Source organism: Allobosea sp. FG18 (assembly GCF_057809495.1).
Genome location: NZ_JBMDKB010000028.1, coordinates 12,512 through 30,000 on the forward strand (window position 1 = coordinate 12,512; position 17,489 = coordinate 30,000).

The 17,489-nt window shown below is 67.0% G+C and carries 19 protein-coding genes; 10 read left to right on the forward strand and 9 right to left on the reverse strand.

The annotated features are described in order from the left end of the window. Positions 1-48: 48 nt before the first annotated feature. The 4 genes from ACODTJ_RS24820 to ACODTJ_RS24835 form a co-directional block, all read right to left on the reverse strand. Positions 49-585, reverse strand: a complete 537-nt coding sequence (locus ACODTJ_RS24820; RefSeq protein ID WP_488850538.1) for a GNAT family N-acetyltransferase — start codon at positions 583-585, stop codon at positions 49-51. 121 nt (positions 586-706) lie between these two features. Next, positions 707-1,483 carry a Bax inhibitor-1/YccA family protein gene (locus ACODTJ_RS24825; RefSeq protein ID WP_454654413.1) on the reverse strand — a complete coding sequence of 259 codons (777 nt, stop codon included), beginning with the start codon at positions 1,481-1,483 and terminating at the stop codon, positions 707-709. 221 nt (positions 1,484-1,704) lie between these two features. Continuing rightward, on the reverse strand, positions 1,705-4,290 hold the full coding sequence (locus ACODTJ_RS24830; RefSeq protein WP_454654414.1) for an ABC transporter permease: 2,586 nt from the start codon (positions 4,288-4,290) through the stop codon (positions 1,705-1,707). Between the two features lie 2 nt (positions 4,291-4,292). Beyond that, complete coding sequence (locus ACODTJ_RS24835; protein ID WP_454654416.1) at positions 4,293-4,994, reverse strand: ABC transporter ATP-binding protein; 702 nt, start codon at positions 4,992-4,994, stop codon at positions 4,293-4,295. A 180-nt stretch (positions 4,995-5,174) separates the two neighbouring features. On the opposite strand from ACODTJ_RS24835, the gene ACODTJ_RS24840 reads away from it, so the two are divergent. The 4 genes from ACODTJ_RS24840 to ACODTJ_RS24855 all read left to right on the forward strand — a co-directional run bounded on the left by ACODTJ_RS24840 (position 5,175) and on the right by ACODTJ_RS24855 (position 8,025). Then, positions 5,175-5,783 (forward strand): arylesterase, encoded by a 609-nt coding sequence (locus ACODTJ_RS24840; RefSeq protein WP_454654418.1) that lies wholly within the window; start codon positions 5,175-5,177, stop codon positions 5,781-5,783. An 81-nt stretch (positions 5,784-5,864) separates the two neighbouring features. Next, positions 5,865-6,920, forward strand: a complete 1,056-nt coding sequence (locus tag ACODTJ_RS24845; protein WP_454654420.1) for an aldo/keto reductase — start codon at positions 5,865-5,867, stop codon at positions 6,918-6,920. Positions 6,921-7,159: 239 nt separating this feature from the next. Beyond that, entirely contained in the window at positions 7,160-7,732 is a 573-nt protein-coding gene (gene thpR, locus ACODTJ_RS24850) for an RNA 2',3'-cyclic phosphodiesterase (protein WP_488850542.1), read from the forward strand. Beyond that, positions 7,729-8,025 (forward strand): 4a-hydroxytetrahydrobiopterin dehydratase, encoded by a 297-nt coding sequence (locus ACODTJ_RS24855; RefSeq protein ID WP_454654423.1) that lies wholly within the window; start codon positions 7,729-7,731, stop codon positions 8,023-8,025. Before thpR ends, ACODTJ_RS24855 begins: the two co-directional genes overlap by 4 nt. Positions 8,026-8,045: 20 nt before the next feature. Here ACODTJ_RS24855 and ACODTJ_RS24860 read toward each other — a convergent pair whose 3' ends face one another. The 3 genes from ACODTJ_RS24860 to ACODTJ_RS24870 form a co-directional block, all read right to left on the reverse strand. After that, positions 8,046-9,167 (reverse strand): GNAT family N-acetyltransferase, encoded by a 1,122-nt coding sequence (locus ACODTJ_RS24860; protein WP_454654424.1) that lies wholly within the window; start codon positions 9,165-9,167, stop codon positions 8,046-8,048. Between the two features lie 38 nt (positions 9,168-9,205). Beyond that, entirely contained in the window at positions 9,206-9,841 is a 636-nt protein-coding gene (locus ACODTJ_RS24865) for a DUF6875 domain-containing protein (protein ID WP_454654426.1), read from the reverse strand. Between the two features lie 99 nt (positions 9,842-9,940). Further along, positions 9,941-10,603, reverse strand: a complete 663-nt coding sequence (locus tag ACODTJ_RS24870) for an RluA family pseudouridine synthase (RefSeq protein WP_454658911.1) — start codon at positions 10,601-10,603, stop codon at positions 9,941-9,943. A 157-nt stretch (positions 10,604-10,760) separates the two neighbouring features. Between ACODTJ_RS24870 and ftsY the strand changes: the two genes are divergently transcribed. The 4 genes from ftsY to ACODTJ_RS24890 all read left to right on the forward strand — a co-directional run bounded on the left by ftsY (position 10,761) and on the right by ACODTJ_RS24890 (position 14,000). Beyond that, a complete protein-coding gene (gene ftsY / locus ACODTJ_RS24875) occupies positions 10,761-12,041 on the forward strand; it encodes a signal recognition particle-docking protein FtsY (RefSeq protein WP_454654428.1) in 1,281 nt (426 codons plus the stop codon). An 8-nt stretch (positions 12,042-12,049) separates the two neighbouring features. Beyond that, complete coding sequence (locus ACODTJ_RS24880) at positions 12,050-12,673, forward strand: septation protein A (RefSeq protein WP_454658912.1); 624 nt, start codon at positions 12,050-12,052, stop codon at positions 12,671-12,673. A gap of 203 nt (positions 12,674-12,876) precedes the next feature. Then, positions 12,877-13,290, forward strand: coding sequence for an MbcA/ParS/Xre antitoxin family protein (locus ACODTJ_RS24885; RefSeq protein ID WP_454654429.1), 414 nt, complete (start codon positions 12,877-12,879; stop codon positions 13,288-13,290). Next, positions 13,284-14,000, forward strand: a complete 717-nt coding sequence (locus ACODTJ_RS24890) for an RES family NAD+ phosphorylase (protein ID WP_454658913.1) — start codon at positions 13,284-13,286, stop codon at positions 13,998-14,000. The genes ACODTJ_RS24885 and ACODTJ_RS24890 overlap by 7 nt, the downstream gene beginning before the upstream one ends. 95 nt (positions 14,001-14,095) lie before the next feature. Here ACODTJ_RS24890 and ACODTJ_RS24895 read toward each other — a convergent pair whose 3' ends face one another. Next, positions 14,096-14,881, reverse strand: coding sequence for an SDR family NAD(P)-dependent oxidoreductase (locus ACODTJ_RS24895; RefSeq protein WP_454654430.1), 786 nt, complete (start codon positions 14,879-14,881; stop codon positions 14,096-14,098). A gap of 218 nt (positions 14,882-15,099) precedes the next feature. Between ACODTJ_RS24895 and ACODTJ_RS24900 the strand changes: the two genes are divergently transcribed. Continuing rightward, positions 15,100-15,435 (forward strand): YkvA family protein, encoded by a 336-nt coding sequence (locus tag ACODTJ_RS24900; RefSeq protein WP_454658914.1) that lies wholly within the window; start codon positions 15,100-15,102, stop codon positions 15,433-15,435. Positions 15,436-15,608: 173 nt separating this feature from the next. Here ACODTJ_RS24900 and ACODTJ_RS24905 read toward each other — a convergent pair whose 3' ends face one another. Continuing rightward, on the reverse strand, positions 15,609-16,583 hold the full coding sequence (locus ACODTJ_RS24905; protein WP_454658915.1) for an NADPH:quinone oxidoreductase family protein: 975 nt from the start codon (positions 16,581-16,583) through the stop codon (positions 15,609-15,611). A 183-nt stretch (positions 16,584-16,766) separates the two neighbouring features. Between ACODTJ_RS24905 and ACODTJ_RS24910 the strand changes: the two genes are divergently transcribed. Further along, on the forward strand, positions 16,767-17,375 hold the full coding sequence (locus ACODTJ_RS24910; protein ID WP_454654432.1) for an invasion associated locus B family protein: 609 nt from the start codon (positions 16,767-16,769) through the stop codon (positions 17,373-17,375). The last annotated feature ends 114 nt before the right edge of the window (positions 17,376-17,489 follow it).

Here is a 17,489-nt window from a genome sequence, read left to right on the forward strand (position 1 = left end):
CATCCGGCCCATCATTGTTCAAGCCCTTGGGACGAGGGCTGCTGAACGTCAGAGGCCGGGCGGCGTACGGTCGCCCTCGCCCAGCTCCTTCTGCATCAGCATCTGGTCGAGCCAGCGGCCGTGCTTGAATCCTATCCTTTCGGCCACGCCGATCAGGCGGAAGCTGGCGCGCTCATGCAGGCGGCGCGAGCCGATCGAGGCGCCGGTGCCATCTCCGATCACCGCGATCATCTGGCGGAAGCCGCGCTCGGTGCAGGCCTGCATCAGGGCATCGAGCAGAAGGGTGCCGATGCCGAGCCCCTGTGCGGCGGGGGCGATGTAGATCGAGTTCTCGACGGTGGCGCGATAGGCGGGGCGCGGCCGATAGGCGCCGGCATAGGCGTAGCCAAGGATGGCGCCGTCCCGCTCCGCGACGAGATAGGGATAGCCGCCGGCCAGGATCGCCTCAAAACGCCGCTGCATCTCGGCTTCATCGGGCGGTTCCAGCTCCCAGGAGGCGGTGCCGTGCAGCACCGCATGGGCGTAGATCGCGGCGATGGCGGCGATATCGGCTGGGATGGCAGGGCGGATCGAAGGCGTTGTCATGCCCAAAGCATGAGCAATGTCCGTGCCAGAAGGGAAGGCCTAACTCGAGGGAAGATTTGGCCCAAAGAAAAAGCCCCGGCCGTGGGGCCGGGGCTCGTCTCACCCGCGGAGCGGGATCAGATCATTCGCTCTTCGTGCCGAACAGCGAGAGCAGCATCTGGAACATGTTGATGAAGTTCAGGTAGAGCGACAAGGCGCCGTTCACCGAGAGCTTCGCGGCCGATTCCGCATCCAGATCCGAATAGAGATACATCTCCTTCAGGCGCTGCGTATCCCAGGCGGTCAGGCCAGCGAAGACCAGCACGCCAATCGCCGAGATGGCGAAGGACAGCGCGCTCGAGGCCAGGAACAGGTTGACCACCGAGGCGATCACGAGGCCGATCAGGCCCATGATCAGGAACGAGCCCATGCCCGACAGGGACTTCTTCGTGGTGTAGCCGGCGAGGCTGAGCGCCCCGAAGGCCGCGGCCGTGATGAAGAAGACCTTGGTGATCGACTCGCCGGTGAAGACGACGAAGATCGAGGACATCGACACGCCCATCACCGCCGCGAAGGCGAAGAACATGGCGCGCGCAGCCGTGGAGCTCATGCTCTCGGCCTTGAACGAGAAGAACAGGATGAAGGCGAGCGGGGCCAGCATCACGACCCATTTCAGCGGGCTGAGATACAGGGCCTGACCGAGCGGGGTCAGCGCCGTCACCTTGCCGGTGGGCGAGACGCCGGCGATCGCCAGCATGCTGATGCCGATCGCGGCGAGGCCGGTGATGGCCAAGCCGATCGTCATGTTGTTGTAGACGCCGAGCATGAACGAGCGCAGGCCCTGATCCATCTCGACGGCGCTGGTCTGCTGTGCGCGGCCGGCACCCCAGACTGGAGCATTGCGGTCGAAGTTGCTCATTAAGAGAGTTTCCCCTGACGTAGTTTCGGACGACGGACAAGCGCATAGGCGCCAGCCGTCCTCGCGCACGAAAAGTCGCGATGATGGGAATATGGGCGGCTTTGCCGGTTCTTACAAGAGCCCGCCATGGTTAAGGCCGACGCCGGTATAGAAGTTCGGCGCCGCACCCATGCAGAATTACAGGATCTTAATGTCTATCGAGAGTCGTTCTCAGATAGTCATCATAAATTTCTGAGATGAGAAGCCGGCGCTTTCGTTAGTATTTTTATCGTACCGACAAGCCCGAACAGGACGGTAACACCAACGGCGGCAGTCGCAGCCAGTATAGCCCCTCTGGGATCACTGACGAACTCGATCCGCATCACTTGCGTGACGATGCCCCAGCCCGCCGCTGTACCCGCGAGAACGCCGAAAACGGCTGCGACGAAGCCGATGGCGGCGTATTCAAGGGCGTACGACGAAAGTATGAAGCGGCGGGTCGCGCCGAGGGTCTTCAGGATCATCGCGTCATAGAGCCGCGCGCGCTGTCCGGCTGCGAGCGCGCCGCCGAGCACGAGCAGGCTGGCGGCGATGGCGAGCCCGGAGGCGCCGCGGATCGCCATGGCGAGCTGGGCGACAATCGTATTGACTGCTTCGAGCGCGTCCTTGACCCGCACCGCCGTGACAGCCGGGAAGTCGAGCGCGAGGCGGCGCATCAGCGCGGCATCGGTCGCGCCCTTGCCGTCCGGGCTCGTCGCGATGGTGGCGAGATTGGTGTGTGGCGCCCCGGCAAAGGTGTTGGGCGAGAACACCATCACGAAATTGATGCCGAAGGAGCGCCAGTCGACCGTGCGGAAATTGGCGACGCGGGCGGTGATGTTGCGGCCGAGCACGTTGACGGTGAGTTTGTCGCCGATCTTCAGGCCGATGCCGGCGGCATTCTGGGCGTCGAAGGAGACCAGCGGCTCGCCGCGATAATCGGCCGGCCACCACTCGCCGGCCGCGACGCGCGAGCCTTCCGGCAGCGTGGCGGCATAGGTGATACCGCGGTCACCGTCGAGCACCCAGGCGGATTGCTCGCTCGCCTTGATGTCCTCGGCGCGGGTCTGGTTCACGGAGACGATGCGGCCGCGCATCATCGGCACGCGCTCGGTCCTGGCGCCCGGCCGCTCGGCCGCGAGGAAGGCGTCGAAGCGCTCGGAATCGCGGCTGGGCACGTCGAGGAAGAAGAAGCTCGGCGCCTTGTCGGGCAAGGCGCCGGTGAGCTGCCGGGTCAGGCTGACATCGATGAAGGACAGCGCCGAAAGCAGGGCGACGCCGAGGCCGAGCGAGAGCACGAGCGCCGGCGTCAAGGCGCCCGGCCGGTGGCTGTTGGCCAGTGCCATGCGCAGGGCCGGGCGGCGCGGGCGCGGAATACGGCGGGCCAGCGCCATCAGGCCGAGCGAGACGGCGCGCAGCAGCAGGAAGACGCCGAACATCACGCCGATATAGATCAGCGCGATCCGGCGGTCATAGGCGAAGCCGATGGCGACGCCGGCCAAACCCGCGAGCGCGAGCGCGCAGAGCACCAGATAGATCGCGCGGGGGCGGCGCGGATCGGGCTCGACCTTGTCGCGGAACAGGGCGGAGACGGAAATATCATGGGCGCGCCCGAGCGGGATGATCGCGAAGACGAACGCGGTGAGCAGGCCGTAGAGCGCGGCGATGGCGAGCTCGCCCGGCGCCAGCGTTGGCTCGAACGGCACCGGCAGGATGCTCTGGACGACGGCGCCAAGGCCGAAAGGCGCGGCGGCGCCAAGCACGAGGCCGATCGCCGTGCCGATGGCGGCGACGAGCATCACCTCGGTCAGGTGGATCGCGACGACGCGCCCGCCGGTGGCGCCGACCGCCTTCATCGTGGCGAAATCGAGCTTCTTGGCCTCGACGAAGCGGCGCACCGCATTGGCGACGCCGACGCCCCCCACCAGAAGGGCAGTGAGGCCGACCAGCGTCAGGAACTGGGTGAAGCGTTCGAGATTGCGCTGGAAGCTCGGCGCGGCGTTGGCGCGGGAGCGGATTTCCCAGCCGGCATCGCGCTGCTGCGTGCCGGCATCCGCGATGACTTTTTCAAGCTCGGCGTCGCTGGTCGCAGTCTGCGGCAGCTGGAGGCGGTAGGTCCAGCGAATCAGGCTGCCGGGCTGGATCAGGCCGGTCGCCCTCAGCGCGTCCTGCGACATCAGGAGGCGCGGGCCGAAGCCGACGCCGGCTGCGATCTTGTCGGGTTCGGAGATCAGGTTGGCGCGCAGCTGAATCTTTGCACCGCCGACCGTGACGATGTCGCCGGGCTTGAGGTCGAGCCGGCCGAACAGGACGGGATCGGCGACGGCGCCATAGGCTCCGTCGCGCTGGTCGAGCAGGCCGGGCAGCGGCGCCTGAGGATCGGTCTCGACGGTGCCGATGCTCGGATAGGCGGCATCGACCGCCTTGATCTCGACCAGGGCCGCGCCCTTCTCGCCGGCATTGGCCATGCCGCGCATGGTTGCGATGCTGGAAACGGCGCCGCGGGCCGTCAGAAAGGCGAGTTCGGGCGGTGTCGCCTCGCGATGGATCAGGCTGAAGGCGGCGTCGCCGCCGAGGATGCGGCGTCCTTCGCGGGCGAGGCCCTCGGTCAGGCCGCGCGAGGCGGAGGCGACGGCGGCGATGGTCATGACGCCGAGCGCCAGGCAGGCAATGAAGATGCCGAAGCCGCGCAAGCCGGCGCGCAGGTCGCGAATGGTGAGGCGCAGGACGAGGCCGATGCCCGGGGAATGCGCGGGAGGGTGCGAGGTCGGCTTGACGGGGGCGTGCATCGTCAGGCGACCACCGTCTCGGGCTCGGCCTCGATCACGCCGGAACGCAGGCGGACCGTGCGTTCGCAAAGCGCGGCGAGCGAGAGATCATGGGTGACCAGCACCAGCGTCGCGCCGCGCTCGCGTTTCAGGGCGAAGATCAGGTCCACGATCGCGCGGCCGGTCGATTCGTCGAGATTGCCGGTGGGCTCGTCGGCGACGAGGATCGCCGGGTCCGGCGCGACGGCGCGCGCGATGGCGACGCGCTGCTGCTCGCCGCCGGAAAGCTGGGCCGGGTAATGGTCCATGCGGTGGCCCAGGCCCACATTGCGCAGTTCGGCTTCGGCGCGAGTGAAGGCGTCGGGATGGCCGGCGAGTTCCAGCGGCAGCGCGACGTTTTCGCGGGCGGTCATTGTCGGCACGAGATGGAAGGACTGGAAGACGATGCCGATATGCCGGCCGCGGAAGACGGCGAGCCCATCCTCGTCGAGCGCGCCAAGATCCTGGCCGGCGACCTTGACCAGGCCTGAATCGGGGCGCTCCAAACCGGCCATGGTCATCAGCAGGGTCGACTTGCCGGAGCCGGAGGGGCCCACGAGCCCGGTCGCCTCGCCGTCGGCCAGCGACACCGAGACGCCCTTGAGGATATGGACGCGGGCGGCGCCACGCCCCAAACTCAAGTGGACATCCTGCAACTCGATTGCCGAAACGGCCTTCTCGCTCATCACGCCATGATCCTGACTTGCGCTTCCATCGCCATCCCCGTTCGCACCGGATCGCGTCCCGAGCGGGGCGGAACCGCGGCGCGGCACGGTCTGCGGCCATATGGGTTCAGGCTCGCGCTTGTCCAATCGGCTGCGACGTTTTTCGTCGCCTTCCTGCTGCTTTTCATCGGTTCCCCTGACATGGCCGGCGCCCAGACTTCACCATCCGCTTCGAGTGCCGGGCGCTCGCTGAAGCTCGTCGCCTTCGGCGATTCGCTCTCGGCAGGCTACAATCTGCCCGCCAGCGCCGCCTTTCCGGCCGTGCTGGAGCAGGCGTTGCGCCAGAAAGGCCTCGCTGTCGAAATCGTGAACGCCGGCGTGTCCGGCGACACGACGCAAGGCGGGCTCGAACGGCTCGACTGGTCGGTGCCGGAGGGGGCCGACGGCGTCATCCTCGAACTCGGCGCCAACGATGCCTTGCGCGGGGTGGATCCGGCCGTAACCCGGAAAAATCTCGAAGCGATCATCGCCCGTCTGATCGAACGGAAGATCCCGGTGCTGCTCGCGGGCATGTATGCGCCGCGCAATCTCGGCGAGGATTTCGCGAAACGCTTCGATGCGATCTATCCGGAGCTTGCGAAGAAGCACGGGCTGGTGCTTTACCCGTTCTTCCTGGAAGGCATCGCGGGCGACCGCGCCCTGAACCAGGCGGATGGGCTTCATCCCACGGCCGATGGCGTCTCCGTCATCGTCCGGACCATCCTGCCGACGGTCGAGCGCTTCATCGCTACCTTGCCGCCCAGGTCCTGATCCGCCTGCGGGTTCTCCGCGCGCGTATCCCCGATTCCCGTATTGCCGCCTGCCGGCCCCCGCTTCCGGAGTTGCTTCGCCATGGAATACCGCCGCCTTGGACGTACCGATCTCAAGGTCTCGGTGATCTGCCTGGGGACCATGACCTGGGGAGAGCAGAACACCGAAGCCGAAGGCCATGCCCAGATGGATTACGCCATCGAGCAGGGCGTCAATTTCTTCGACACGGCCGAACTCTATGCGATCCCGCCGAGGCCGGAGACGCAAGGCTCGACCGAGCGGATCATCGGCAGCTGGTTCAAGGCGCGGAAGAATCGCGACAAGGTCATCCTGGCGTCGAAGGTCTGCGGGCGCGGCGGCAATACCTGGTTCCGCGACGACAAGAGCCCGACGCGGGTGACGCGCAAGCAGATCTTCGAGGCCGTCGACAAGAGCCTGCAACGGCTGCAGACGGATTACATCGACCTCTACCAGCTGCATTTCCCCGAGCGGCCGATGCCCTGGGGTTCGAATCCGACGCGCTTCGCCAAGGACGCCTTTGCGCCTGCGGCTGACGAGACCCCGATCGCCGAGCAGCTCGACGCTTTCGCGGAGGTGATCAAGGCCGGCAAGATCCGCCATCTCGGCCTCTCCAACGAGAGCGCCTGGGGGACGATGCGCTTCGTGACCGATTCGGAAGCGCGCGGCACGCCGCGGGTGCAGTCGATCCAGAACGCCTACAATCTGCTCAACCGCACCTTCGAGACGGCGCTCGCCGAGGTCGCGCTGCACGAGGATGTCGGCCTGCTCGCCTATTCGCCGCTGGCGCAGGGCTATCTGACCGGCAAATATCTCGATGGTGCCCGCCCGGCCGGGGCACGCACGACGCTGTTCGACCGGGGCCAGCGCTATCAGACGGCCGGAGCCGAGGACGCGATCAAGCGTTATATCGCGCTCGCTCGCGATGCCGGCCTTGATCCCGCGCAGATGGCGCTCGCTTTCGTGAACAGCCGCTCCTTCGTCACCGCCAATATCATCGGCGCGACCTCGATGGAGCAGCTCAGGACCGATATCGCCTCGATCGACGTCAAGCTTTCGCCGGAGGTTGAGGCGCAAATCGACGCGATTCATCAGCTCGCGGGCAATCCCTGCCCGTAAGTTCTGATTTCTTACCCAAACGCGGGTCATCCCGGGCGACCGGAGGGAGACCCGGGATCCATGCCTGAACCCCTATGGGGAACGCTCCGGCATGGATCCCGGATCGGCGCCGCTTTGCGGCTTGTCCGGGATGACGGCGAGGGTGTGGGCTGCAGCGACAGTGCAAAAACAATTCCCCTAAGCCGGCTTCCTGCTCTACCGTCTCGCCAGAGTCACAATCGCTTGGCAGGGATTCGCTCATGCCGAGGCTGTTCATCGCTCTGGAAATTCCCGCCGAGGTCGCGACCGGGCTGACACTGCATCGCGGCGGATTGTCGGGTGCGCGCTGGATCGAGCCGGCCGACTACCACATCACGTTGCGCTTCCTCGGCGATGTCGACCGCCGCATGGCGAACGATGTCGACCACATGCTCTCCGATCTCACGGCCTATCCGTTCGAAATCACACTCGATGCGCTCGGCAGCTTCGGCGGCGACAAGCCGCGTGCGGTCTTCGCGCGGGCGCAGCCGAGCAAGGCGCTGACCGATCTGCAGGGCGATCTCGAACGGCAGATGCGCCGTCTCGGGCTGCCGGCGGAAGCGCGCAAATTCGTGCCGCATGTCACGCTGGCACGCTTGCGCGACACGACCCCCGTCGAACTCGCGCATTTCCTCAGCCTGCACCCGATCGTCCGCCCCTTCACCTTCACCGCGCGCCGGGTGGCGCTGATGTCCTCGCGCGATTCGATCGGCGGCGGACCTTATGTGCTGGAGGCGGCCTGTCCGCTCGGCCCCGCCTACCCGAACCGCCTGTCACGGGAGATGCGGCGATGACCCGGCCGAAGCGGCTATCCCCGGAAGCGCAGGCCGAAGCACTGGCGACGCTGACCGGCTGGAAGTTGGCGCAGGGGCGCGAAGCCATCGCCAAGCGCTTCGTCTTCCGCGATTTCAGCGAAGCCTTCGGCTGGATGACGCGCGTCGCCTTGCTCGCGGAGGCAATGAACCACCATCCGGAATGGTCGAATGTCTACCGTACCGTGGACGTCACGCTTGCGACCCATGATGCGGGCGGGTTGACCGAGCTCGACGTCAAGCTGGCACGAGCCATCGACGCGATTTCGGATTGAGTCGAAACCATCGTTCCGGGCTACGGGCCTTGCCGCGGCGCCGGCATGACCTGACGCGAGAGGCCCGCCGGCAGGCGTTTCACCAGGGTTTTCAGCATCGGCCGCCAATGCTGGATGCCGAGATGACAGGCGAGCCGCCCCTTCAGCGACAGCGGCCGGAGGCGGTCGCTGACCGCGACGCTGCCATCGGCATGTTCCAGCTTGTAAGGCTCGGCCGGTGCCAGCAGGTCGAAGACCGCGCTGCCGCGGGCGCGGGCACTGGCGAAGCTGTGGTGGATCAGAATCTTCCCGATGCCGGCCTGTTCGTGCTCGGAGTCCGTCGCGAGGACATGGGCGAAGCTGTGGCCCTTGCAGTCAAAGGACAGGTCGATGCCGATCGGGGCATCGTTGATCGATAGCGCTGCGATTCGCAGTGAAGCCTCGCCGGAGGCGTCGGCGGCCAGATCGGTGAAGAAGGCGGCGAAGCGGGGATCGTTGATGACCGGCGCGACGATGCCGCGCCGGGCGAGCGTCATGCGCTTCATCGCGATGGCGGCGGCGGCGAGCCGTGCCGCCTCCGGGCCGGGCGCCGGCATGGCGTAGGCAATCGGGCCGCATTCCTCCAGACGACGCAGGCGACGGCGATGGTTCGAGCGCTCGCGTGCGGGGTAGGCGAGGCTCGGCCCGGTTTCGCCGACGCGGCGGCCGAGCTTCGCGAAGGGCGCTTCCTGCCGATCGCCCTGCACGGCGTCGTCGAGCAGGCCGCTCAGGGCGAGGCGGGAATCGGCCCGCAGCTTGCGGGCCTCGAAGAGATCGGCGCCTCGGCTTTGAATGAATGCCCAGCCTGCTTCCAGCAGCGCTTTCTGGCCATCGCCAACGAGCACGTCGCCGAACTGGGCGACCGGGACGCCCATGAAGCGGAGGGTATCGAGACCGTAACGCCTCTGGCGGACGAGCGGCCAGACCATCGCCAGTTCACCGCCTTGGCGCGCTATGACGATGCTGAGCCGGGTGTCGGGGGGCAGGTAATGCGTCGCCCAATGGCGCAGGAAGACATGGCTCTGGAAGAGCTGCGCGGGGGTGGCGGAGCGTTCGAAGAGGGCCTCCCAGTCGCGGCGCAGCTCCAGGAAGCCAGCCACATCCTCGACAAGATCGAGCGTCACGGCACCGTCCCGCCGGGCCGGCAAAGGCAGGGATGCGTTCATGGGCCCGCGCGCAGATGCTGAATCAAGCGCCTGGCGCCGGCCATGCGGAAGCGGGCGAGATAAGGCAGCATCAGGAGCGGGTGGCGCGCGGCGAAGGGCGCGTCATGCTCGACCATGTGGCGGACGGCGACGACCGGGAAGGGTGCGCGCAAGGGACGGAACTGCGGGTTCCACAGGCCGGGCGCCTCCGAGTCCGGATGCATCAGGCCAATCATGCGGAGGCGGCGCAGGGAGGCGAATTTCAAGCGCTTCTGAATGCCTTGCAGCATCGCCGTGCCGGCCGGATCGGCGCAGCCGGGAAAGCCGATGATCACGGTGCGGAAATGCTGCATGGCCGGCGGGGCGGGAATCGCATCGAGCTCGGCGAAGCTCCGGCTGACGGCTGCAAAGGCCGCCTCCGCATCGGCAGCGGTCGCCGTGGAGATGCCGAGACGGACCGTGTCGAGCTTCGCGGCCTGGCGGGTGAAGGGACAGACGGCGCCGGAGCGACCGAGATCGGCATGGGCGCTCATCAGGTAGGTCTCGACCCAGCCGACGAGCACGGCAAGCGGCGGCACGGCGCCGTCCGGGGTTCGGGCGCGGGCTTCGTGCAGGGGCAGAAGCTCTTGTTCGGCGACGGCGCTATCGGTCATGGCTGCATGACGAGAGATGTTGCAGCCGTGGCATAGCAGCCCCGGATTAGCGAAGGGTTGATCGCCGCCAGTATGTCGCAGACGCCGCGTTGACGCGTTCTAAACCCTGTTCCAGCCGCAGGCGCCGAGCGCCGCCAGCATATGCGGCGGTGGCGGCGCCTCGACGACGATCGGATCGCGCTTCTTGTAGAGCGGGATCGCGATCGACCGGGCGTGCAACTGGAGGCCCGGCCCGCCCTCGCGCGGGGCATCGCCATAGATCTCGTCGCCGAGCATCGGCCAGCCCGAAGCCTGGCAATGGACGCGCAACTGGTGGGTGCGACCCGTCAACGGCTCCAGCGCGAGCCAGGCGAGCGGGCCGTGCTCGCTCTCGCCCCGGCCCAGCACGCGGTAGCGGGTCTGGGAGGGCAGGCCGGCGGGATCGACCTTCATCCACCAGCCGCGCTCGGGCGAGCGCTTGGCCAAGGGCAAGTCGATCAGTCCCTCGTCCTGCGCAGGCTCGCCTTGCACGATCGCCCAATAGGTCTTGCCGATGCGCCCGTCGCGAAACATCTGGTTGAGCTCGGCCATGGCGCGGGGATGCCGGCCGAGCACGAGGCAGCCTGAGGTGTCCTTGTCGAGGCGGTGGGCTGCTTCCGGCTTGCGCGGCAGGCCGAAGCGGAGCGCGTCGAGATAATCGGTCAGGACCGGGATGATCCGGCGCTTGGCCTGCGGACCCCGATGCGACGGCAATCCGGCGGGCTTGTCGATGACGAGCATCATGGCGTCGCGATAGAGCAGCGGCACCGGCAACTCGTCGTCGATCTGCCCGTGGGATTGCGAATTTTCTGGTCGGTCCGGCGCTGCCATGGCATTGCGCTAGCGAAGCCGGCCCGGCGGCGCAACCCGATATGCCCGCCGAACCGAAGACAGGACGACGATGAGCGAGACCGAACCGAAGAAACGCGGCTTCTTTTCGAGGCTGTTCGGACGCGACGAGGAGCCGGCCAAGCCGGCGCCAGCCCCGGAGGCGGTGACCGAGCCGGTTGCCGAACCGGTCGAGGCGCCGAAGCCGGACGTTGAAGAGATCTCTCCTGCGACGGCTGTCGAGACGGAAGCGGTTATCGTCGAGGCGCCGACCCCTGAGCCCGTCGCGCCTCCTGTTTCGGTTGAAGAGGTTGCGCCTCCGGTCGAGCCGGAGCCGGAACCAGTCGTCGCCATCGTTCCGCAGCCCAAGCCCGTTGTGGCCGCCGAACCTGCCCCCGTCCCTGCGCCGCAACCGAAGCGGAGCTGGTGGCGGCGGCTGACAGAGGGGCTGTCGCGGACCTCCTCGGCGCTGACGACGGGGATCACCGACCTCTTCACCAAGCGCAAGCTCGATGCCGGCACGCTGGAGGATCTCGAAGACATCCTGATCCAGGCCGATCTCGGCCTCGCGACCTCCGCCAGGATCGCGAAAGCGGTCGGTGACGGGCGCTACGACAAGCAGATCGAGCCGGCCGAGGTGAAGGCGATCCTGGCGCGCGAGGTCGAGACGATCCTCCTGCCGGTCGCGCAGCCGCTGGCGATCGACGCCACGAAAAAGCCGTTCGTGCTGCTGATGGTCGGGGTCAATGGCTCCGGCAAGACCACGACGATCGGCAAGCTCGCCGCGAAGTTCCGCAGCGAGGGCAAATCCGTGATGCTCGCGGCCGGCGATACCTTCCGCGCCGCGGCGATCGAGCAGTTGCGGGTCTGGGGTGAGCGCACCGGGGCCGAGGTCGTCTATGGCCAGCAGGGCGCCGATGCGGCGGGCCTCGCCTTCGAGGCGCTGCAGAAGGCCAAGGCGAACAATACCGACGTGCTGCTGATCGACACGGCCGGTCGGTTGCAGAACAAGCAGGGACTGATGGACGAGCTCGCCAAGGTTGTGCGTGTCATCCGCAAGCAGGATCCGAGCGCGCCGCATGCGGCCCTGCTCGTGCTCGACGCCACCGTCGGCCAGAATGCGATTTCGCAGGTCGAGGCCTTCCGCGAGACGGCGGGCGTGACCGGGCTGGTCATGACCAAGCTCGATGGCACCGCGCGCGGCGGCATCCTGGTGGCGCTGGCGGCGCAGTTCGGCCTGCCCGTGCATTTCATCGGCGTCGGCGAGAGCGTCGACGATCTGGAACCGTTCTCGGCGCGCGACTTCGCGCGGGCCGTGGCGGGCATGGAATCAGCTTCGGGAGAGGCGGCGTGAGCGAGACGATGCAGCAACCGGCGGGCGCAGTTGAGAAGGGCAAGGCGGTCAATCCGCTGCTCAAGCTCGCGCTGGAATTCGGGCCGCTGGCGATCTTCTTCTTCGCCAATTCCTATGGCGACCGGCTGTTCGGCGTGGCCGAGGACCGGCGCATCTTCGTCGCGACCGGCATCTTCATCGCGGCGTCTCTGATCGCACTGGCCTTGTCGCGGGCGCTGATGGGCTATCTGCCGCGCATGGCGATCGTGAACGCGATCGTCGTCACCGTCTTCGGCGGGCTGACGCTGGCGCTGGACGATGCCTTCTTCATCAAGGTCAAGCCGACCATCGTGAATGCGCTGTTCGGCTCGGTGCTGCTCGGCGGGCTGCTCTTCGGCCGCGCGCTGCTCTCGCTGGTGCTGGAGACGGTGCTGCAGCTCGACGAGGAAGGCTGGCGCAAGCTGACCTTCCGCTGGGGGCTGTTCTTCTTCGTGCTGGCAGCCATCAACGAGGTGGTCTGGCGCACGCAGACCCAGGATTTCTGGGTCGCCTTCAAGGTCTGGGGCGTGATGCCGCTGACCATGGCCTTCGCGCTGGCGCAGACGCCCCTGATCCTGAAGCACGAGATCAAGCCGGCGAAGACGGACGAGTAAGGTCCAGCAATCTCCACGCTGTCATCCCGGGCGGAGCGAAGCTCAGACCCGGGTTCTTTCCGGAGCGTTTCCGATGGAGGCTCAGGCATGGATCCCGGATCGGCGCCGCTGACGCGGCTTGTCCGGGATGATGGCGGTGTTTTGGATGTCTCTTGCCATTTGGCAGGGTTGTCTCCATTTTATGCCAAATGGAGAGCGATGCCATGACGGCCCTGCTGCGCATCGAGACGGCCCAGCGCGATTTCGTCCCCGATCCGATCACGGATGACGAGGCCGCCGCGATGTTCCGCGCCGCCGTGAATCTGTTCCGGCTCTGGCGGATCACCGACGAGGAAGCGGCTGTTCTGATCGACCTGCCGGTCAGGAGCTATCGGCGCTGGAAGGCCGGCGAGATCGGCCGCATCTCGCGCGACGGCAAGGCTCGCCTGTCGAACCTGATGGGTATTCACAAGGCGCTGCGATTGATCTTCACCGAGCCGCAGCGCGGCTATGACTGGATCAAGCGGGCCAATGCTGATTTCGGTGGCAAGTCGGCTGTTGATGTCATGCTCGGCGGCGAACTCACCGATCTGATGCGGGTGCGCCGTCTGCTCGATGCCGAACGGGGCGCCTGGTGATCGATCCGGCTATTCTGCCGGTCGCGGAGGTCGAGTGGCGCGGTGCGGTCCGGATCATCCGCAGCATCTTCCCGCCGATCGACCTGTTCGAGGATATCGCCGATCCCGCCGACTGGCCGCTTCTGATCGCGGCCGAGCAGAAGACCAATCCACGCCTGATGGAGACGATCGGCAATCTCGATCTTGTGCCGGCGGAGCGGCGCGTTTCGGGGCCGGGCGCGAGCTGGTTGATGGCACCCTTCACCCATGTCAGCCCGGACCGGCCGAGCCGCTTCAGCGATGGCAGTTTTGGCGTGCTCTATGTGGGGGACAGCTTCGAAGTGGCGCTGCTGGAGACGATCCATCACCACGCCCGCTTCATGCGGGCGACGGCCCAGCCACCGGGCTGGACCTCGCAATTCCGCGAGATCGTAATGGAGGTCGACGCGGAGCTTCACGATATCCGTTCGCTCGGGGTCGAAGCTGCCCCGGCGCTCGATCCCACGGATTACACCGAGAGCCAGGCGCTCGGCATCGGCTTGCGTGGGCTGGGCTCTGCCGGCATCGCCTATCCCAGCGTGCGCTGCCCCGGCGGCGAATGCGCGGGGCTGTTCTACCCCGACGGCGCCAGCCACCCGGTTCAGGGCCGGCATCTCGATTATCACTGGAACGGCGAGCGCGTGGACCTCTACCGGGATCGCAGCGCCGGCGAGGTCTATCGCATCGTCTGAGGGCGTCATTGCGAGGAGCGTAGCGACGAAGCAATCCAGGAGGACGTAGAGCTCTGCTGCCCCTGGATTGCTTCGCTACGCTCGCAATGACGGTACTATTTCGGCGCCAGCCGGATCGCGCCGTCCAGGCGGATCGCGGTGCCGTTCAGCATGTCGTTCTCGATGATGCTGCGGGCGAGCGCCGCATATTCAGCCGGGCGGCCGAGGCGCGAGGGATGCGGCACGGAGACGGCGAGCGAGGCCTTGGCGTCGTCGGGCAAGCCGGCGAACATCGGGGTTTCGAACAGGCCGGGCATGATCGTGACGATGCGGATGCCGACCCCGGCGAGATCGCGCGCGACCGGCAGGGTCAGCCCGACGACGCCGGCTTTGGAGGCGCCATAGGCCGCCTGGCCGATCTGGCCGTCCTCGGCCGCGACCGAGGCCGTGCAGATGATGACGCCGCGGCCGCCATCCTCCGTCACCGGATCGAGCCCGGCGAGCGCGACCGCCGACTTGGCGATGATGCGGAAGGTGCCGGTCAGATTGATCGCGACCGCCTTTTCGAAGGTGGCGAGGTCATGGGCGATCAGCTCGCCGGTGTCGCGTTTCTTCGAGACGACGCGGCGGCCGGGCGCTATGCCGGCGCAGTTGACGATGATGCGGGCGACGCCATGGGCGGCGCGGGCCTTGGCCAAGGCTTCGTCAACCGAGGCCTCGCTGGTGACGTCGCAGAGGGCGAAGACGCCGCCGATCTCCTTGGCGATGGCCTCGCCGCGCTCGGCATTGAGATCGAGCAGCGCGACCTTGACGCCCTGGCCGGCCAGCATGCGCGCGGTCGCCTCGCCGAGGCCGGAGGCGCCGCCGGTGACGATGGCGGCGAGGGAGGAATCGAGTTTCATGGCGCGTTTCCCGTCAATCTTGTTGTGATAGCCGGTTTAGAGGGCGTTTCGCGCCGCTCCAAGCGGGTTTTCGGAACCGCCTCTTGTGCAGGATTGCGCCGGGGCCATCTTTCGATAGGGCGCGCCGATTATGGTTGCGCGATCATCGGCGTCATCGACCGCCAAGGAGTGAGACAGGGATGAGCGAGGGGTTCAGCGCAAGCTTCAGCCGGGAGGAGATGGAGGCGATCCGCAAGAGCCTGCGCGACGAGGCGAAGTTCGGCGCCGATTTCATGGCCCGGCTCAAGCGCGTCGCGAAGCGTATTCCGTTCGCGGAGGATCTGCTGGCCGCGTGGTTCTGCGCCCGCGATCCGGCGACGCCGCGGCGCGTCCGGCTGACGCTGCTCGCCGCGCTCGGCTATTTCGTGCTGCCGGTGGATGCGCTGCCGGACATCATGCCGCTGCTCGGCTTCACCGATGATGCGGCGGTGATCGCGGCTGCGATCGCAGCCGTTGCCGGCTCGATCACGATCGAGCATCGCGAGCGGGCGAAGCAGGCGATGGCGGAGCTTTAGTTCGCTTTCACCGGAAACACGCGGTCATCTCGGACAAGCCGCGTGAGCGGCGCCGATCCGGGATCCATGCCGGAGCGCCTACGGTAGAGGTTCAGGCATGGATCCCGGGTCTCCCTCCGGTCGCCCGGGATGACGGCGGTGGGCTTTTTCGAGGTCTTCGTGGAACGCGATTGTCAGAGCGTCAGGACGATCTTGCCCTTGGCCTTGCGGTCGGCGATCAGCGCGTAGGCCTCGGTCCAGCGTTCGAGCGGGATCGTGGCATGGACATGGGCGCGGATATGACCGCCCGCTGCCCAGTCCAGCAGGCGCTCCATGTTGCGGCGGTGGCCGGCCGGGTCGCGCGCGACGAACTGGCCCCAGAACACGCCGCGCAGGTCGCAGCCCTTCAACAACAAGAGGTTGAGCGGGATTTTCGGGATTTCGCCGCCGGCAAAGCCGACCACCAGATAGCGCCCCTCCCAGGCCATCGAGCGCAGGGCCGGCTCGGCCAATTCGCCGCCCACCGTGTCGTAGAGCACATCGACGCCGCGGCCTTCGGTGAGCTTCTTCAATTCGGCCCGAATGTCGTCGCGGGCATAATCGATCTCCTCCTGCGCGCCGTGCTCGCGGGCGAGCGCGAGCTTGTCGGCCGAGGAGGCGCAGGCGATGACATGGGCGTCGAGCAGCGCGCCGATCTCGACCGCCGCCAGACCCGCCCCGCCGGAGGCGCCGAGGACGGCGAGCGTCTCGCCGGCCTTCAGTCCGGCGCGCTGGATCAAGCCATGCATCGCGGTGCCGTAGGTCACGAAGAGGCCGGCCGCTTGCGCATCGTCGAGCCGCTCGGGAATGCGGATGAGCTGATCGGCGGAAACCGCAACCTTTTCGCGCGCTGCGCCGTAACCCAGCCAGGCCGCGACGCGCTCGCCGACCTGCCAGCCGGTCACGCCCTCGCCGACGGCGCTGATCGTGCCGGCGCATTCGGCCGAGGGTGAGAACGGGAATGCGGGTTTCGTCTGGTAGCGGCCCTGAATGATCAATGTGTCGAAGAAGTTGAGGGCGGCGGCCTTTACTGCGATCACGACGTCGCCGGGGCCGGGGATCGGATCGGGCAGGTCGCGGATCGCCAGCTCACCGGCCGAGCCGTAATGGTCGCAGAGCAGGGCCTTCATCGTCGATCCGCCTTCGTCCTCATCGCGCCCGATTTTGGCATGGCCGGAGGCGGCACGGAACCGCCCCGTCATCATTCGTATTTTCGCCAGGATCGTGACACTCTATTCCGCCGTTCCCGCGCGATCGCCTGATCAACAGGTGGTAAACGCGGTATTAAGTTTTTTAGTGACTGATGGCGGTCCATGATCAACTCGTTCCTCCGCACCTCCCGCGCCGCTGCCCCCCGTTCCGCTCTTGCTGCCACCCTCGCGGCGGGCGGCATTGCTGTTTTGTTGCTGCCGACAGGCGCAGCCGCCCAGCAGCGCGCCAAGCCCGCTCCGGCCGCCGCCGCTGCCGCCAGTCCTGGCCAGGGCCAGGCCATGCTGCTGGAGACGGCCGGAAAATGGCAGGCCTTCTCGTCGCAGCAGGGTCGTTCCAAGGTCTGCTACGCTCTGTCCAAGGCCGAGACCCGCATCCCCGCCAATCTCAAGGATGTCGAAGGCCTGCTCTTCGTCTCCAGCCGGCCGGGCGAGGGCGTGCGCAACGAGATCAGCTTCGTGATGAATTTCGACCTCAAGGAAGGGGTCGAGCATCAGGCGATCGTCGGCAACGAGCGTTTCGCGCTGGTCGCCAAGGGCCAGAACATGTGGCTGAAGAACCCGGCCGAGGAGCCGCGCATGCTCGACTCGCTGCGCCGTGGCTCCGGGCTGGAGATCAAGGGCACCTCCAAGCGCGGCAACCCGACCAGCGACAAGTACTCGCTCGCCGGCATCAGCCAGATCGTGAAGCGGGCTGAGGACGCCTGCAAGTAAGGCTGAAAGGCTCCACGCCGTCATCCCGGCTTTCCGTTTCGCCGTGGCTGGGATGATCCGCGTGGAGGGCGGATTTCCGCTTTTGCCCGAATTGTGCTAGGGAGCCGCGAAATC

Coding starts and splice junctions, on each gene's coding strand:
- ACODTJ_RS24820 (WP_488850538.1), bottom strand. CDS start 585: ATGACAACGCCTTCGATCCGCCCTGCCATCCCAGCCGATATCGCCGCC.
- ACODTJ_RS24825 (WP_454654413.1), bottom strand. CDS start 1,483: ATGAGCAACTTCGACCGCAATGCTCCAGTCTGGGGTGCCGGCCGCGCA.
- ACODTJ_RS24830 (WP_454654414.1), bottom strand. CDS start 4,290: ATGCACGCCCCCGTCAAGCCGACCTCGCACCCTCCCGCGCATTCCCCG.
- ACODTJ_RS24835 (WP_454654416.1), bottom strand. CDS start 4,994: ATGAGCGAGAAGGCCGTTTCGGCAATCGAGTTGCAGGATGTCCACTTG.
- ACODTJ_RS24840 (WP_454654418.1), top strand. CDS start 5,175: ATGGCCGGCGCCCAGACTTCACCATCCGCTTCGAGTGCCGGGCGCTCG.
- ACODTJ_RS24845 (WP_454654420.1), top strand. CDS start 5,865: ATGGAATACCGCCGCCTTGGACGTACCGATCTCAAGGTCTCGGTGATC.
- thpR (WP_488850542.1), top strand. CDS start 7,160: ATGCCGAGGCTGTTCATCGCTCTGGAAATTCCCGCCGAGGTCGCGACC.
- ACODTJ_RS24855 (WP_454654423.1), top strand. CDS start 7,729: ATGACCCGGCCGAAGCGGCTATCCCCGGAAGCGCAGGCCGAAGCACTG.
- ACODTJ_RS24865 (WP_454654426.1), bottom strand. CDS start 9,841: ATGACCGATAGCGCCGTCGCCGAACAAGAGCTTCTGCCCCTGCACGAA.
- ACODTJ_RS24870 (WP_454658911.1), bottom strand. CDS start 10,603: ATGATGCTCGTCATCGACAAGCCCGCCGGATTGCCGTCGCATCGGGGT.
- ftsY (WP_454654428.1), top strand. CDS start 10,761: ATGAGCGAGACCGAACCGAAGAAACGCGGCTTCTTTTCGAGGCTGTTC.
- ACODTJ_RS24880 (WP_454658912.1), top strand. CDS start 12,050: ATGCAGCAACCGGCGGGCGCAGTTGAGAAGGGCAAGGCGGTCAATCCG.
- ACODTJ_RS24885 (WP_454654429.1), top strand. CDS start 12,877: ATGACGGCCCTGCTGCGCATCGAGACGGCCCAGCGCGATTTCGTCCCC.
- ACODTJ_RS24895 (WP_454654430.1), bottom strand. CDS start 14,881: ATGAAACTCGATTCCTCCCTCGCCGCCATCGTCACCGGCGGCGCCTCC.
- ACODTJ_RS24900 (WP_454658914.1), top strand. CDS start 15,100: ATGGAGGCGATCCGCAAGAGCCTGCGCGACGAGGCGAAGTTCGGCGCC.
- ACODTJ_RS24905 (WP_454658915.1), bottom strand. CDS start 16,583: ATGAAGGCCCTGCTCTGCGACCATTACGGCTCGGCCGGTGAGCTGGCG.
- ACODTJ_RS24910 (WP_454654432.1), top strand. CDS start 16,767: ATGATCAACTCGTTCCTCCGCACCTCCCGCGCCGCTGCCCCCCGTTCC.